At 69.3% G+C, this 13,615-nt stretch carries 13 protein-coding genes; 6 read left to right on the top strand and 7 right to left on the bottom strand.

The window, feature by feature from the left end:
- Both KQ303_RS01155 and KQ303_RS01150 read right to left on the bottom strand, forming a co-directional pair.
- Window positions 1-507 (bottom strand): tellurite resistance TerB family protein, encoded by a 507-nt coding sequence (locus KQ303_RS01155; protein ID WP_311134094.1) that lies wholly within the window; start codon window positions 505-507, stop codon window positions 1-3.
- Between the two features lie 84 nt (window positions 508-591).
- Window positions 592-2,292, bottom strand: coding sequence for a Ppx/GppA phosphatase family protein (locus tag KQ303_RS01150; RefSeq protein ID WP_259728816.1), 1,701 nt, complete (start codon window positions 2,290-2,292; stop codon window positions 592-594).
- A gap of 75 nt (window positions 2,293-2,367) precedes the next feature.
- On the opposite strand from KQ303_RS01150, the gene KQ303_RS01145 reads away from it, so the two are divergent.
- Together KQ303_RS01145 and KQ303_RS01140 are read left to right on the top strand one after the other, a co-directional pair.
- Window positions 2,368-3,249: a 4-hydroxybenzoate polyprenyltransferase gene (locus tag KQ303_RS01145; protein WP_259728815.1), complete on the top strand. Its 882-nt coding sequence runs from the start codon at window positions 2,368-2,370 to the stop codon at window positions 3,247-3,249.
- Window positions 3,246-4,205 carry an LD-carboxypeptidase gene (locus tag KQ303_RS01140; RefSeq protein WP_259728814.1) on the top strand — a complete coding sequence of 320 codons (960 nt, stop codon included), beginning with the start codon at window positions 3,246-3,248 and terminating at the stop codon, window positions 4,203-4,205. The genes KQ303_RS01145 and KQ303_RS01140 overlap by 4 nt, the downstream gene beginning before the upstream one ends.
- Here KQ303_RS01140 and ispD read toward each other — a convergent pair.
- On the bottom strand, window positions 4,189-4,875 hold the full coding sequence (ispD, locus tag KQ303_RS01135) for a 2-C-methyl-D-erythritol 4-phosphate cytidylyltransferase (protein WP_259728813.1): 687 nt from the start codon (window positions 4,873-4,875) through the stop codon (window positions 4,189-4,191). The two genes, KQ303_RS01140 and ispD, sit on opposite strands and share 17 nt — an antisense overlap.
- A gap of 76 nt (window positions 4,876-4,951) precedes the next feature.
- On the opposite strand from ispD, the gene KQ303_RS01130 reads away from it, so the two are divergent.
- From KQ303_RS01130 to fabG, 3 genes are read left to right on the top strand one after another with little or no spacing between them, the layout of a single operon-like run.
- Window positions 4,952-5,833, top strand: a complete 882-nt coding sequence (locus KQ303_RS01130) for a glycosyltransferase family 9 protein (RefSeq protein ID WP_259728812.1) — start codon at window positions 4,952-4,954, stop codon at window positions 5,831-5,833.
- Window positions 5,834-5,872: 39 nt separating this feature from the next.
- Complete coding sequence (locus KQ303_RS01125) at window positions 5,873-7,000, top strand: TrkA family potassium uptake protein (RefSeq protein WP_259728811.1); 1,128 nt, start codon at window positions 5,873-5,875, stop codon at window positions 6,998-7,000.
- A 47-nt stretch (window positions 7,001-7,047) separates the two neighbouring features.
- The gene (fabG, locus tag KQ303_RS01120; protein WP_259728810.1) at window positions 7,048-7,806 is read left to right on the top strand and encodes a 3-oxoacyl-[acyl-carrier-protein] reductase; all 759 of its coding nucleotides are present in this window, start codon (window positions 7,048-7,050) and stop codon (window positions 7,804-7,806) included.
- Between the two features lie 15 nt (window positions 7,807-7,821).
- Here the strand turns inward: fabG and KQ303_RS01115 are convergent, their stop codons facing one another.
- Window positions 7,822-8,061 carry a hypothetical protein gene (locus KQ303_RS01115; protein ID WP_144036866.1) on the bottom strand — a complete coding sequence of 80 codons (240 nt, stop codon included), beginning with the start codon at window positions 8,059-8,061 and terminating at the stop codon, window positions 7,822-7,824.
- A 159-nt stretch (window positions 8,062-8,220) separates the two neighbouring features.
- On the opposite strand from KQ303_RS01115, the gene groL reads away from it, so the two are divergent.
- On the top strand, window positions 8,221-9,885 hold the full coding sequence (groL, locus tag KQ303_RS01110; protein WP_259728809.1) for a chaperonin GroEL: 1,665 nt from the start codon (window positions 8,221-8,223) through the stop codon (window positions 9,883-9,885).
- 37 nt (window positions 9,886-9,922) lie between these two features.
- Here groL and KQ303_RS01105 read toward each other — a convergent pair whose 3' ends face one another.
- Genes KQ303_RS01105 through KQ303_RS01095 form a run of 3 tightly spaced genes read right to left on the bottom strand, consistent with a single transcriptional unit; the run spans window position 9,923 to window position 13,584 of the window.
- Window positions 9,923-10,672: an N-acetylmannosamine-6-phosphate 2-epimerase gene (locus KQ303_RS01105; RefSeq protein WP_259728808.1), complete on the bottom strand. Its 750-nt coding sequence runs from the start codon at window positions 10,670-10,672 to the stop codon at window positions 9,923-9,925.
- 57 nt (window positions 10,673-10,729) lie between these two features.
- A complete protein-coding gene (locus KQ303_RS01100; RefSeq protein WP_259728807.1) occupies window positions 10,730-12,703 on the bottom strand; it encodes a hypothetical protein in 1,974 nt (657 codons plus the stop codon).
- A gap of 8 nt (window positions 12,704-12,711) precedes the next feature.
- The gene (locus KQ303_RS01095) at window positions 12,712-13,584 is read right to left on the bottom strand and encodes an ABC transporter permease (protein ID WP_259728806.1); all 873 of its coding nucleotides are present in this window, start codon (window positions 13,582-13,584) and stop codon (window positions 12,712-12,714) included.
- Window positions 13,585-13,615: the final 31 nt, after the last annotated feature.

The raw sequence follows: 13,615 nt of genomic DNA, 5'->3' as shown, positions 1-13,615 counted from the left end.
TCAAGCCAGCACTGGATTTCCTACCAGGCTGGCGTGCAACAGATCCATCACCTGGAGGATCTGGTCATGTTGGTTGGCGGAGATGGTGAGGTGGCTGGCCAGATCCTCGAGGATCCGCTGTTCCTCGGCCACCAACTCGCCGTCGGAGCGCATGATCTCGGCAGCCACGGTGAAGGCCGTGAGTCGCTGCCGCGGATCCAGCACGGCGGAGGCATGCTCCATGAGCTGGCGGGAGCCTTCCAGGCGCAGCTGGGCCAGCAGGCGGTCGAACAGCTGGATCATTTCAGCGTCCGACATATTGCGGAAGGGTTCGCGGTAATCGAGCGCATGGCGCAGAGCACGCGAGCCTGCCTTGGTGAGCACCCCATCCCAGGACACGGCCGCCAGCGCCACGGCCACGAAGGCGGTGGGTGAATCCATTGGTTGCATCGCGTTCATCACGTCCAGTGCTGGGAGCTGCGCCATTGCCTTCAGCGGAGTCATGGCGGTGATCGAAGCCAACGCCATTGCAGCCGCTCAGGCAGGCCTCCATCTGTCATGGCGAACGGCTGGGGCCTGTGGTGTGAGCTCCGCTACCAAGTGCCACCAAGCTCAGGATTCCACCACAAGCCGCAGGCCGGCAGCTTCCGCCAGCGGCTCCCGACAGGCCGCCAGACTCCAGCGCTCCAGGCTGAGATCCTGGGCTGGATCGGCGGAGATCAGGCCGATGCGCAGCTCGCCGCCACGGCAGCGGATGCGCAGGTCGTCCACGGCCGGCACGGGCCGCCGATCCAGCGAGGTGGCCAGCCGCAGCAGCAGCGCCATCGCATTCACCGTGCGCCGCTGGTCGCGGCCGGGGATCTGCAGCCAGGCCTCGTGGCGCTTCTTCGGCAGGCTCTTGCGGTGGTAGCGGGCGATCGCCGCCACCATCAACTGCTCGCTTTCGGAATAGCCCAGTAGGTCGCAGTGCCGGATCAGATACCAGCTGTGCTTGTGGTAAGCGCTGATGTTGATGTGCTGGCCGCAGCTGTGCAGCAGGGCGGCGGCCCAGAGCAGTGCCCGCCCGTTGCCGGCGTCGTCGTGCAGCACGCCGCGGGTCTTGTCGTAGAGCAGCAGGGCCTGCTTGGCCACGTGTTCGGCGCGGCGCTGGTCGACCCGGTAACGCCGCGCCAGATCGAGCACGGTGCGCTGCCGGATGCCGCTCTGGTAGGCGAAGCGGTCCACGATCAGGTCGTGGCGCAGCATCCAGTCGACGATCAGGCCCTCGCGCAGGGCCCGCTCACTGATCACCAGTTCCCGCACCTGCAGCATCGCCATCGCCTGCTGCAGCACCAGGGCCCCCGGCACGATGATCTCGGCCCGGCGTTCATTGATCGGTGGCAGCGCCTTGCGTTGCTCCAGGGTCAGCGTGGCCAGCTGGTTCACCTGGGCGTCGATGCGCTCCCGGCTCACCCGGTAGCCCTGCAGCCGCGTCGGCGGGCGCTCCTCGCTGGCGGCACAGAGCGAGGCCAGGGCCAGGGCCGTGCCGCTCGTGGCCACCATCACCGGTCGCTCCCCCCGCCGTAGCCGCCGCTTCACCCGGTCCACCGCCGGCTCCAGTGAGCCCTGGATGAAGGCCCGCAGAAAACTGAGCCGTTCCGGCGTCACCGGATCCTGGGTGATGAAATCCCGCTGCAGCCGCACCGCACCCAGCCGCGTGCTGGTGAGCTCCCTGGCATCACGGCCGTCGGCCAGGATCAGCTCCGTCGATCCCCCGCCGATGTCGAGGATGAGGTGGGGGTCATCGCCGAAGGCCATGCCCGAGAGCACGCCCAGGTAGATCAGCCGGGCTTCCTCAGGGCCGCTCACCAGCTCCACATCGAGGCCGAGCTGCTCCTGCACCGCCTGCACGAACTGGCGGCCGTTGGGGGCCTCTCGCACGGCACTGGTGGCGGCAGTGAGGATCTGCTCCACCCCGTGGCTGGTGGCGAGCTCGCGGCAGTGACGCAGGGCCAGGAAGGCGCGCTCGATCGCCGCCGTGCTGAGGTCGCCCGTTTCCGGATCGCGCTCGCCCAGGCGGGTGGTGGATTTCTCCGCCTGCACCACGCGAAAGGTGCGCAACACCGGATCGACGGCGGCGATCAGCAGGTGGATGGAATTGGTGCCGATGTCGATGGCCGCCACATGGCGCAGACCAGACCCTTCCGGGCGCTGCTCGGCGGCCTCCGGCAGGGCCTCCAGAGCGGCCGGCTGAGCCGGCGCCTCTGTCTGAGCCGAGTCAGTCGCTGAGGCGCTCAGCGTCGCCGCTGCGGGAGAAGGATCGGAACGGGCCATCAGCCGTCGGAACCGGCGCAGTCGGCGTCACTTTGCCATTGCAGGGCCGGTGAACCCCGGTTCTACGCTCCCTCCATGCACATCCTCGGAGCCCTGCGGGGGTGGATCGAGTTGCTGCGCTGGCACAAGCCCAGCGGTCGACTGATCCTGCTCATTCCGGCCGGCTGGGCCCTCTGGCTGCTGCCGCAGGGCCCGCCTCTCCCCTCGCTGGTGGGATTGATCGTGGTGGGAGGCCTGGCGGTGAGCGGTGCGGGCTGTGTCGCCAACGACCTCTGGGACCGCCGCATCGATCCGCTGGTGGAGCGCACCCGGCAGCGGCCGCTGGCCAGTGGCCGGGTGCGGGTGCCCAGTGCCGTGCTGCTGCTGCTGCTGTGCCTGCTGCTGGCCCTGGCGGTGGTGCTGCTGCTGCCACTGCCCGGGCGGCAACTGTCGCTGCAGCTGGCGCTGCTCGCCCTGCCACCGGTGCTGCTCTATCCCTCTGCCAAGCGCTGGTTCCCCTTCCCCCAGCTGGTGCTCGCCCTGTGCTGGGGCTTCGCGGTGCTGATCCCCTGGGCCGCCGCCAGCGGCAATCTGGCCGGCGGCTGGCCGCTGCTGCTGGTCTGGCTGGCCACCCTGCTGTGGACCTTCGGCTTCGACACCGTCTACGCCATGTCGGACCGCAGCGATGACGCGGCGCTCGGCATCCGTAGCAGTGCGCTCACCCTGGGTGCGGCCGCCCCCGGCGCCGTGGCCCTCTGCTATGGGCTCACGTCGCTGCTGCTGGCCGCCGCTGCCGCGCTGCAGACAGTGAGCTGGCCCTTCTGGCTGCTGTGGGCTGCCGCCTCGCTGGGCATGCAGAGCGAAGCCTGGCGCCTGCGGGGCACGCCGCCGCGCTCCCGCTTCGCGCAGCACTTCAGCCGCCAGGTGCTGCTGGGCGGGGTGTTCTGGTTGGCGCTGGTGGTCGGGAGGCTGCCGTGAGCGCCGCCGGCCCGCTGCCAGCCCTGCGGCGTGGTGATCGCGTGCGTCTGGTGGCGGCCAGCTCCGCCCTGGCTGACATGGGCCGCCTCCAGCAGGGAGTGGCGGTGCTGCAGAGCTGGGGCCTCACGGTGGAGATGCCCTTCGATCCCGCCCGTCGCTGGGGCTATCTGGCCGGCCACGACCAGCAGCGCCGCGCCGATCTGCAGCCGGCGCCGCTGCTGGCCTGCGTGCGGGGCGGCTGGGGAGCCGCCCGCCTGCTGGAGCAGCCCCTGCCGGAGGCCGACGGCTGGCTGCTGGGTTTTTCTGATGTGACCTCCCTGCTCTGGGCCCGCCAGGCCCGTGGCCAGGCGGGCGGGGTGCATGGGCCGCTGGTCACCACCCTGGCGGCTGAACCCGACTGGAGCCGCGAGCGCCTGCGGGCGCTGTTGTTCGGCGAGCCCGTGCCCCCCCTGACCGGGGACACCTGGTGTGCGGGGGTGGCGCAGGGTCCGTTGCTGGTGGGCAACCTCACGGTGGCCACCCACCTGCTCGGCACGCCCCACCTGCCGGCACTCGACGGCGCCATCCTCGTGCTCGAGGACGTGGGCGAAGCGCCTTACCGGATCGAGCGCATGCTCACCCACTGGCGCCTGTGCGGCGCCTTGCAGCGGTTGGCTGGCATCGGTTTCGGCAGTTTCGAGGCATGTGAAGACCCCGAGAGCGAGGCGCCGGCGGCGGGGGTGGCGCAGGCGCAGGCACTGCAAGACATGGAACCGCAAGCCGAGGGCCCTGACCTTCAGAGGCCCCAGGCTGCGTCCCAGCGCTTCAGCCTCGAGCAGGTGTTGCGGGAGCGCACCGCCGACCTCGGCATTCCCGTGCTGGCGGGCCTGCCGCTGGGGCATGCGCCCGGCAATGGGGCCCTGCCGCTGGGCGTACGCGCGCGGCTGGGTGACGGCGCGCTCAGCCTGCTGCCCTAGCGGCAAGCACCGCCTCAGCAATGGTGAGATCGAAGGGGGTGGTGAGCTTGATGTTCGAGGGGGGCGCCTCGATCACCCCCACCGGCCAGCTCAGTCGCTCGAACAGGGCCGCGTCGTCGGTGACGCTCCAGCCCGCCTGCTCCGCCTGGGCATGGGCCCGGCGCAGCCGCTCGAGCGGAAAGCCCTGGGGGGTCTGGGCTGCCCACAGCTCGCTGCGGTCGGGGGTGGAGAGAATGACCTGCTGCCCGTCCACCCGCTTGATCGTGTCGGTGACGGGGGTGGCGGCGATCACGGCCTCGCCGGCGTGCACGCGCGCGGCACAGCGGCGGATCAGCTCCGGTTCCACCAGGCAGCGGGCTCCGTCGTGGATGAGCACGGCGCCTGCAGCGGCGGGCAGGGCCGCCAGCCCGCGGCTCACCGATTCCTGGCGTGTGTCGCCCCCCTCGATCCAGCGCACGGGGCGATCGGGCTGCGCCGCCGCGATCATCGCCTCCACATCCGCCTGATCCACGGGTTGGCCCACCACCCCGATCCACTGGATCGCCTCACAGGCCAGCACCGCGTCCAGGGTCCAGGCGAGCACGGCGCGCCCGGCCACGGGGAGCAGCAACTTGTTGCGCTGCGACCCCATACGCCTGCCGCTGCCGGCCGCGGCGATCAGCAAATGCACAAGCGGCTCCCGAACACATCGAAATCGGATCAGATTCATACAATCAGCCCGCCCGAAACCCGATCGCTGCCGCCTGATGCGAGTTCTGTTTTTGATCCCGGGCAGCGGCGCCACCCAACTTCAGGCCATGCCGGCGGTGGCCGCCACAGCCAGCCAGCTGGGGGCCACCGTTCAGGTGGCCTGCCCCCCGGCCCAGGTGTCCATCTGGAAGCTGCTGCCGGCCGTGGAGAAGGTGCTCCCTTACAGCTTTGACACCGGCGTCAGCCTGGCGGACTGGGCCAACCTGCTCGGCGCTGTGCGCGAGCCCGATTTCCAGCTCTGCCTCAACCTCGCCTCCGGCTGGCCGATCGATCTGCTGCTTTCCCTCACCCACATCCCCACCCGCATCGCCGCCGGCGGCTTCTCCGCGACCGTGCGGGTGCCTGCCCCAGGCACGGCCGGATCCGTCAACGGCAGCCAGTCGCCCACCGGCGGCTGGCCCAACCAGCAGTACGAGAGCTGGCTGCGCCCGCTGGAGATCCCGCTCGATGCCGAGGCCTTCCGTCTGCGGCTTAAGCCCAAGGCGCTGGAAGGCGCTGCCGCCGCCCTGCCGGTGGGGGATGGTCCACTGCTGCTGCTGGCGCCCAGGCCGGCGGCCGCCGCTGCCGACTGGCCTGCCGCCCACTGGCAGGCGTTGCCGGCGGCGATCCGCTCCCGCCTCCCCAACCTGCGCGTGGTGACGCCCCCGGCTGGGGCCACGCCGCAGGAGCTGGCGGCCCAGGTGGCTGCCGTTGATGTGGTGCTCAGCAGCGACCCGGTGATCACCGAACTGGCCCTGCTCACGGCTACGCCGTTGGTGGCGCTGGGTCGCAGCAGCGACAGCCTGCCGCCGCGTCAGGGGGTAAAAGGGGTCGGCAGCCCTGGATCCCTTGATCAGCTGAGCGTTGCCGAGGTGCTGTTGGCGTTGGGGATGGCCTGATCCTGCGGCCAAGGGGCAGCAGGCTGCTGGTGGCGAACCATGATCCCTTCACCTCGCCGCCGCCGGTCGGCTCCTTCCACGGCCTCCCGGCAGCCCTGGCGCACGCCGGTGCTGGCGCTGTCGCTGCTGATCAACGTCACTGCCGCCGGCTACAGGCTCACCGAAGGCTGGGACTGGGGCGATTGCTACTGGATGGTGGTGGTCACGCTCAGCACCATGGGCTGGAGCGACGGAACCACGCAGCCTCTCTCCACGGCCGGCCGGGTCGTCACCACCCTGGCGATCGTGGGCGGCCTGGTGGTGGTGCAGGTGACCATCCAGAGCCTGCTGGGGCTGAGCGAATCGGGCTACTTCCGCCGGCTGCGCGAACGACGTTTCAAGAACTGGCTGAGCATGATGGACAACCATGTGATCCTTTGCGGCTACGGCCGTATCGGCCGCGAGATCGCCGATCAGCTCGTCTCCGAAGGCGTGCCGCTGGTGGTGGTGGAGATGGACACTGCCCAGAAGCAGGCCGCCGAGGAGCGGGGTCTGCCCGTGCTGCAGGCCGATGCCACCCTGGACGAAACCCTGGTGGAGGCTGGCATTCATCAGTGCCGCAGCCTGGTGGCCGCCCTGCCGAACAACGCCGCCAATCTGTATGTGGTGCTCAGCGCCCGCGGCATCGCCCCCCGCTGCCGCCTGATCGCCCGCTCTGACAGCGAGGAAGCGGCACGCAAGCTGCGGCTGGCCGGCGCGGATCAGGTGGTCAGCCCCTATGTGGCAGGCGGGCGCACGATGGCGGCCACCGCCCTGCGGCCGCTGGCGGTGGGCTTCATGGAGCTGCTGGCCGGCTCCGACTGCGAGGTGGAGGAGTTCCAGCTCACGGACGATCCCCAGCGCATGGTCTCCATCAACGGCCGCAGCCTGGCGGAACTGCAGCTGGGCCGCCAGACCGGCGTGCTGGTGCTTGCGATCCGTCAGCCGGCCCCTGCCGAGCCGGTGATCAGCTACTACCGCGGCGTGGCCTACCGGGAGGATCAGCCCCGCCTGATCGCCAACCCCGGCAGTGATCTGCGCCTGGCGCCAGGGCAGCTGCTGGTGGTGCTGGGCAGCAAGGAGCAGCTGGCCCGCTTCGGTGCGCTGCTGGGGCCGGCACTGGTGAGCATGGACGCCATGGAGCGGTAGGCCTGGCGAGGCGGCCGCATACGATCGCCGCCATCGCCAGCTTCCGAATGCCCGTGTCCAGCGCCGCTCCCCTGGCCGATCAGGTCGCCCTGGTGACCGGTGCCAGCCGTGGGATCGGCCGTGCCATCGCTCTGGAGCTGGCTGCGGCCGGCGCCGAGGTGGTGGTGAACTACGCCGCTTCGGCCACTGCTGCCGAGGCCGTGGTGGACGCGATCACCGCCGCCGGTGGCCGCGCCTATGCCCTGGCGGCCGATGTGTCGGTGGAAGAGCAGGTGGACGCGCTGGTGAAAGCCGTGCTGGAACGCAGCGGCCGGCTGGATGTGCTGGTCAACAACGCCGGCATCACCCGCGATGGCCTGCTGTTGCGCATGAAGACCAGCGATTGGCAGAGCGTGATCGATCTGAACCTCACCGGCGTGTTCCTGTGCACCCGTGCCGTGAGCCGCTCCATGCTCAAGGCCCGCAGCGGCCGCATCATCAACATCACCTCGGTGGTGGGTCTGGTAGGCAATCCCGGCCAGGCCAACTACAGCGCCGCCAAGGCCGGCGTGATCGGCTTCACCCGCAGCACCGCAGCGGAGTTCGCCAGCCGGGGCATCACCGTCAACGCCGTCGCCCCTGGCTTCATCGCCACCGACATGACCAGCGAGCTCAACCAGGAGCCGATCCTGGCCGCCATCCCGCTCGGACGCATGGGCCAGCCGGAGGAGGTGGCCGGGGCTGTGCGTTTCCTGGCCGCCGATCCCGCCGCTGCCTACATCACCGGCCAGGTGCTGCAGGTGGATGGCGGCATGGTGATGGGCTGAGCGGGCCGGGGAGGTTTAGCTCTCGATCGGTTGCACGAGCTCATCGCGCAGCCGGCGGATCCGCTGCAGCAGGCGCAGCCGGCGGCTGCGGGCGGTGATGGTGAGAAACAGGCGGATCGGCACGTACACCAGGGCCATCAGCAGCCCCAGCCCGGCGATCAGCAGGAAGGCCATGGCGCTGGTGCCCGCCATGGTCGGGTCCGAGGTCACGTCGCTGAGCGCGTCAGCGAGGCTGGTGCTGAGGGAGTCCTCCATGCCCCGACCCTATCGGGGGTCAGCCGCCGTTGCCCGTGCCATGGGAATGTGCAAACGCATTCGGCTTTCCCCACCGCAGCCATCCCGCTGGCCACAGGGCGCTATGGGAATCTGAACGCACTTCCAGGGCTTGCCCCAGGCGCGCCTATTTCCACGCCCATGGCCAAACTGATCAGCTTTTCGGATGCTTCCCGCACCTCCCTTGAAAAGGGTGTGAACGCCCTGGCCAATGCGGTGAAGGTCACCATCGGCCCCCGGGGGCGCAATGTGGTGCTCGAGAAGAAGTTCGGCGCCCCCGACATCGTCAATGACGGCGTGACGATCGCCAAGGAGATCGAGCTCGAGGATCCCTTCGAGAACATCGGCGCCAAGCTGATCCAGCAGGTGGCCAGCAAGACCAAGGACCAGGCCGGAGACGGCACCACCACCGCCACCGTTCTCGCCCAGGCGCTTGTTCATGACGGCCTGATGAACGTGGCTGCCGGCGCCAATCCCGTCGGCCTGCGCCGCGGGATGGAAAAAGCCCTGGCCCGGGTGGTGGAGGGCATCCAGACCCGCGCCATCCCGGTGGCCGGTGAAGCGATCCGTCAGGTGGCCACGGTGAGCTCCGGTGGCGATGAGGAAGTCGGCCGCATGGTGGCCGAAGCCATGCAGCTGGTCACCACCGATGGGGTGATCACAGTCGAGGAATCGCGCTCGCTGGCCACCGAACTGGAGGTCACCGAAGGGATGGCCTTTGATCGCGGCTATTCCTCTCCCTATTTCGTCACCGATGGTGAGCGCCAGGTGTGCGAATTCGAGAACGCCCTGCTGCTGGTCACCGACCGCAAAATCAGTGCGATCACCGATCTCGTGCCGGTGCTGGAGGCCGTCTCGCGCGCCGGCGCCCCGCTGGTGATCCTTGCGGAAGAGGTGGAAGGTGAAGCCCTGGCCACCCTCGTGGTCAACAAGACCCGCGGTGTGCTGCAGGTGGCGGCGGTGCGGGCCCCCTCTTTCGGCGATCGCCGCAAGGCCGCCCTGCAGGACATCGCCGTGCTCACCGGCGCCACGCTGATCAGCGAAGACCGCTCCATGTCGCTCGACAAGGCGACACTCGCCGATCTGGGCCGCGTGCGCCGGATCACGATCAGCAAGGACTCCACCACGATCGTGGGCACCGAAGATCACCGCGACGCCGTGGCTGAGCGGGTGGCCTCGATCCGCCGTGAACTGTCCGTCACCGACTCCGACTACGACCGCGAGAAGCTGAGTGAGCGCATCGCCAAGCTGGCCGGTGGCGTCGCGGTGATCAAGGTGGGGGCCCCCACCGAAACCGAGCTGCGCCACCGCAAGCTGCGCATCGAAGATGCCCTCAATGCCACCCGGGCGGCGGTGGAGGAGGGGATCGTGCCCGGCGGCGGCAGCACCTTGATGGAGCTGGCCGCTGAACTCGAAGGCTGGATCGCCGGGCTCCAGGGCGACGAGCGCACCGGCGCCGAGATCCTCTGCCGTGCCCTCTCCGCTCCCCTGCGTCAGATCGCCGCGAACGCCGGTGCCAACGGCGATGTGGTGGTGGCCGATGTGCTGCGGCTGGGCAAGGGCTACAACGCGCTCACCGGTGCCTACGAAGATCTGATGACGGCCGGCATTCTCGATGCCGCCAAGGTGGTGCGCCTGGCCCTGCAGGATGCGGTGTCGATCGCTGCGCTGCTGATCACCACCGAAGTTGTCATCGCCGACAAGCCCGAACCTCCCGCCCCTGCCGGTGGTGGCGGTATGGAGGGAATGGGCGGCATGGGAGGAATGGGTGGCATGGGCGGCATGGGCATGCCCGGCATGATGTGAGCCCTGCTCCCTGAGAGCTCAGCAGCAGCTCAGCCGTTCAGCGGCTCAGCTGCTGCACGTAGGCGGCTACCTGAAGATCCACGCCGGTGATGGCGGTCCCCACCACCACCGCGTCGGCTCCCCGCTGCAGCGCCCGCTGCGCCTGCTCCGCACTGGCGATGCCGCCTTCACAGATCAGCGTGGTGGTTGCCGGCAGGGCAGAGCGCAGCGGCCCCAGCAGATCCCAGGCCGGCGGCCGCAGCCCTGCCGTGCTCTCCGTGTAGCCGTACAGGGTGGTACCCACCCAGCGGCAGCCGAGGGCCGCGGCCTGCACCCCGTTGGCCACGCTGTCCACATCGGCCATCAGCGGTGCGCCAAGCTCCGTCGTGGCTCGCTCGATCAGCTCGGCCAGTGGCTGTCCGCCCGGCCGTTGCCGCTCGGTGGCATCGATCGCCACCACATCGGCTCCTGCTGCCCACACCGCCAGCAGTTCTTCCCAGCCGGGCGTGATGTACACCGGGCTGCCAGGGAAGCTGCGCTTCCACAACCCCACGATCAGCGCCTGTGGGCAGCGGCGCCGCACGGCACCGATGTGCTCGGGGCTTTCAAGGCGCACGCCGATGGCTCCGTTGGCAAGGCTGGCCTCCGCCATGGCGGCGATCACCAGCGGATCCCGCAGCGGCGAGCCTTCAGGCGCCTGCACCGAAACGATCAACCCACCCTGCACGGCCGCTCTCTCCAGCCGCTCCGCAGGTGTGACGCCGGTGATGGCAGAAGGGGCCCCCAGGGGCGTAGAGGCAGGGGGCATGGTGGGAGCTGAAAAGGGGCAAGGGGCCGGTTGCCGCAGCCCAGACTGACGGCCGCGTCAGCTGCTGCGGGTGTCCTCTGAGGAGGAGTCATCCGGCAGCCAGGAGCGCAGCGAGGCCAGACCGGGATGGGAAGGAGCGGGGGCCGGCCGGCCGGCGACGGCAGCCGCAGCCCGCTCGCGCAGGGGTGGTGGGGTGCGGCCCTGGGGCGTGAGCTCCGGGGCGATCTCCGTGGCGCTGCGGCGGGCTGGGCCGGCAGGGCGGTCCGGTTCCAGCGGCGGACGTTGTCCTGTTGGCGAGGTGCTGGCGGGAGCGGAGCCACGGGCCTGGCCGCTGCCCCGGGGCTGGAACGTGTCGCCGAACTGAGCAGGGCCGCGGGCCGCAGCAGTGGTGCTGGTTGAAGCGTTGTCGCTGGCGGAAACTGTCTCGCTGCCTGACACCGTGTTGCGGTCGCTGTCCATGGTCTGGAAGGTGCTCACCACTTCTTCCACGCAGACGCGGACCAGGTGTTTCACCCGGGCCAGTGGGCGCTGCCAGATCGGAGCCTGCTCTGGTTCGGGGGCTTCCGGCTGTGTGGGGCTGGATTCGGCGGGGAGCGAGGCCACCAGCGCGACAGGCGCCTCAGCACCTTCAGGTTCAGCAGCAGGAGCAACCTCGTGGAGGTCAGCAGCGGGAGCAACGGCCACTGGGTCAGCCCCTGGAACGGCAGCAGTGGCTTCGCCCGACGGGGGCCAGACGGGTTGTGGGGCCGTCACCAGAGACTCGGCTCCGAAGCTGAACACCCCTGCCGCCGCAGGCCGAGCCGGGATGAAGGGAGGAACGTGCGTCCCTGGATCGGAGGAGAACTCCGGGACAGGACGTGGCCATTGGGCTAAGCCATCGAGGGCCTGATCCCCCGGGACTGCAGCAGCGGCAGAGAGTGTCTCTGCGCCAGGGTCATCGGTCACGGGCGCGGCGGTGGAAACGCTCGGAGGCGTTTCGTTTGCGGGAGCAACGGCTTCGATGGAACCGTCTTGGCCCACCAGCTCCCTGGCAGCAAGCTGATTGCTGAGCAGGCCTTCGTTGATGGAACTCTCGGTGGGCGGGATGTCCGTGAGATGGCTCTCAGCGCCCAGCACCGCACCAGCTCCGATCGCAGAGGGCTCGGCGTTGGAGGCCAGATCGTCCGCAGGCGGTTTGGTGCGTGAGGCCGGGTGCTCCGCTGGGTTCTCAACCGGGGGGATTGAAACGGCGGGAGCTTCAAGCCAGGGATCAAAGGCGAGTGGTTGGCCCAGGAATTCAATCGGTGCCTGCGCAGGCACGCCGGGCTGAGCAGCTGGCTCTGCGGAAGCGGCACCTTCGCCGGCGATCCCGGGATCACCGCCATCGCTGCTTGCCGGGCTGATCTGAGAATCCACGCCCGCATTCACGTCAAGGTTGGGAACCGGCTCCGTGCTCGTACTTCCCTCGCAGGGGATGGCGGGCTCAAGGCCGGCAACATCCGCAAAGCTGAGCACCAGCTCTGTCGAAGGTTCCTCAACCTCCTGCGGCTCCGCCTCCAGGGTGATCTCCGCAAAGGAAAATCCAGGCGCCACCTGCACCGATGCAACGCTAAGTGTTGCTACTGCTGCAGACGTCGAATCGGCTGGGGAGGCCGAATCCACCGCTGAGGCCACCACTGGAGCTGCCTCCTCGGAAGCCACTGCCCCTGCAGCCGGCGCAGAAGCAAAGGCACCAGCAGCAGCATCCACGGCCCCCTCTGGAGACCCTCCATCAACCACAGCAACGGCGGGGCCAGGAGCAGCAGCAGGAACGGCCGTGGCATGCAGGTGGTCGTGCCACCAACCTTTCAGTGAGGCATCGCCGGCAGTGAGCTCCTGCATCAGTGGCGAGAGAGCCTCGACGCCATGGCGGTGCACCCAGCGCAGCGACAGCCAGGCCACTGCTCCCTCATCCCTGCGGTCGAGGGCACCCTTCAGCACCAGGCGCTCGGAGAGCCGTTTCTGCTGGGGTCGGGGCAGAACGGGCGCAGGCAGGGAAGGGGACGGGTTCACAGCGGGGCTCAGCTGAGTTTGCGATCCAGCAGAGGCCGGATCAGAAGGAACAATCCGATGGCCAGCAGAGCCAGCACGCCCAGACAGGTGGCACCGGTGAGCTCCCCGTAAGGAGCAATCAGCACCACGTCGCCGAGGGAGGGGTGGCCGGCATAGGCCGCACGAATGGGTTCAATCGCGAAGGTAAGAGGATTCAGGGCGGCAAGCCAGCCCAGCCAGGTGGGCATGAAGGAAATCGGGGCCAGGGCCGTGCTGGCGAACAGCAGGGGCAGGTTGGCCACGAAGATCACCGCGATCAGCTCGATGTGGCCGGGCAGCGCGAAAGCCAGCCCCAGACTCATGGCCGTGACGGCGAACACCAGCAGCAGCAGGGTGACGAGCACCAGCGCCAGCCCGGCGGTGCCGGGCCAGCCATAACCGAGCAAGGCTGCGGTGCCCATGATCGCCAGGCTCTGAACCAGGCTCAGGCTGGTGATGTAGAGCACCGAGGCCAGCACGATCGAGCTGCGGGAGCGCAGCGGTGCCACCAGCAGCCGGTTGAGGAAGCCGAATTCCCGGTCGAACATCACCGGCAGGCCGGCATTGAGAGCGGCGCTGAACGCCGTGAACACGATCACCCCCGCACCGAGAAAGCGTCCGTAGCTCATGCCATCGGGCAGCAGACCTTCCGGCGCCTTGGCGAAGAGGGCCCCAAACAGCACCAGCCAGATGAGCGGCTGCAGCACGCCGGCCACCAGCGTGGTGGGCCGTCGGGCCAGTTGGAGGAACAGCCTGCGGGTGAGCGCCAGGGTTTCCTGCGTCACGTCGGCCAGGGCGGAACGGTTGGCCGCCTGTAGGGCTGGCAGGGGCGGCTGGGTGGGGAGGGTGGAGGCGCTGGTCATGGCCGAAGGGTGTCGGAGGGTGGGACGAGGG

The organism is Synechococcus sp. CS-1333 (assembly GCF_025128015.1).
Taxonomy (GTDB): Bacteria; Cyanobacteriota; Cyanobacteriia; order PCC-6307; family Cyanobiaceae; genus MW101C3.
Note: the sequence above shows the minus strand (reverse complement) of the source record. Positions and strands in the feature narration are given on the sequence as shown.

Coding starts and splice junctions, on each gene's coding strand:
- KQ303_RS01155 (WP_311134094.1), bottom strand. CDS start 507: ATGGCGTTGGCTTCGATCACCGCCATGACTCCGCTGAAGGCAATGGCG.
- KQ303_RS01150 (WP_259728816.1), bottom strand. CDS start 2,292: ATGGCCCGTTCCGATCCTTCTCCCGCAGCGGCGACGCTGAGCGCCTCA.
- KQ303_RS01145 (WP_259728815.1), top strand. CDS start 2,368: ATGCACATCCTCGGAGCCCTGCGGGGGTGGATCGAGTTGCTGCGCTGG.
- KQ303_RS01130 (WP_259728812.1), top strand. CDS start 4,952: ATGCGAGTTCTGTTTTTGATCCCGGGCAGCGGCGCCACCCAACTTCAG.
- KQ303_RS01125 (WP_259728811.1), top strand. CDS start 5,873: ATGATCCCTTCACCTCGCCGCCGCCGGTCGGCTCCTTCCACGGCCTCC.
- fabG (WP_259728810.1), top strand. CDS start 7,048: ATGCCCGTGTCCAGCGCCGCTCCCCTGGCCGATCAGGTCGCCCTGGTG.
- KQ303_RS01115 (WP_144036866.1), bottom strand. CDS start 8,061: ATGGAGGACTCCCTCAGCACCAGCCTCGCTGACGCGCTCAGCGACGTG.
- groL (WP_259728809.1), top strand. CDS start 8,221: ATGGCCAAACTGATCAGCTTTTCGGATGCTTCCCGCACCTCCCTTGAA.
- KQ303_RS01105 (WP_259728808.1), bottom strand. CDS start 10,672: ATGCCCCCTGCCTCTACGCCCCTGGGGGCCCCTTCTGCCATCACCGGC.
- KQ303_RS01095 (WP_259728806.1), bottom strand. CDS start 13,584: ATGACCAGCGCCTCCACCCTCCCCACCCAGCCGCCCCTGCCAGCCCTA.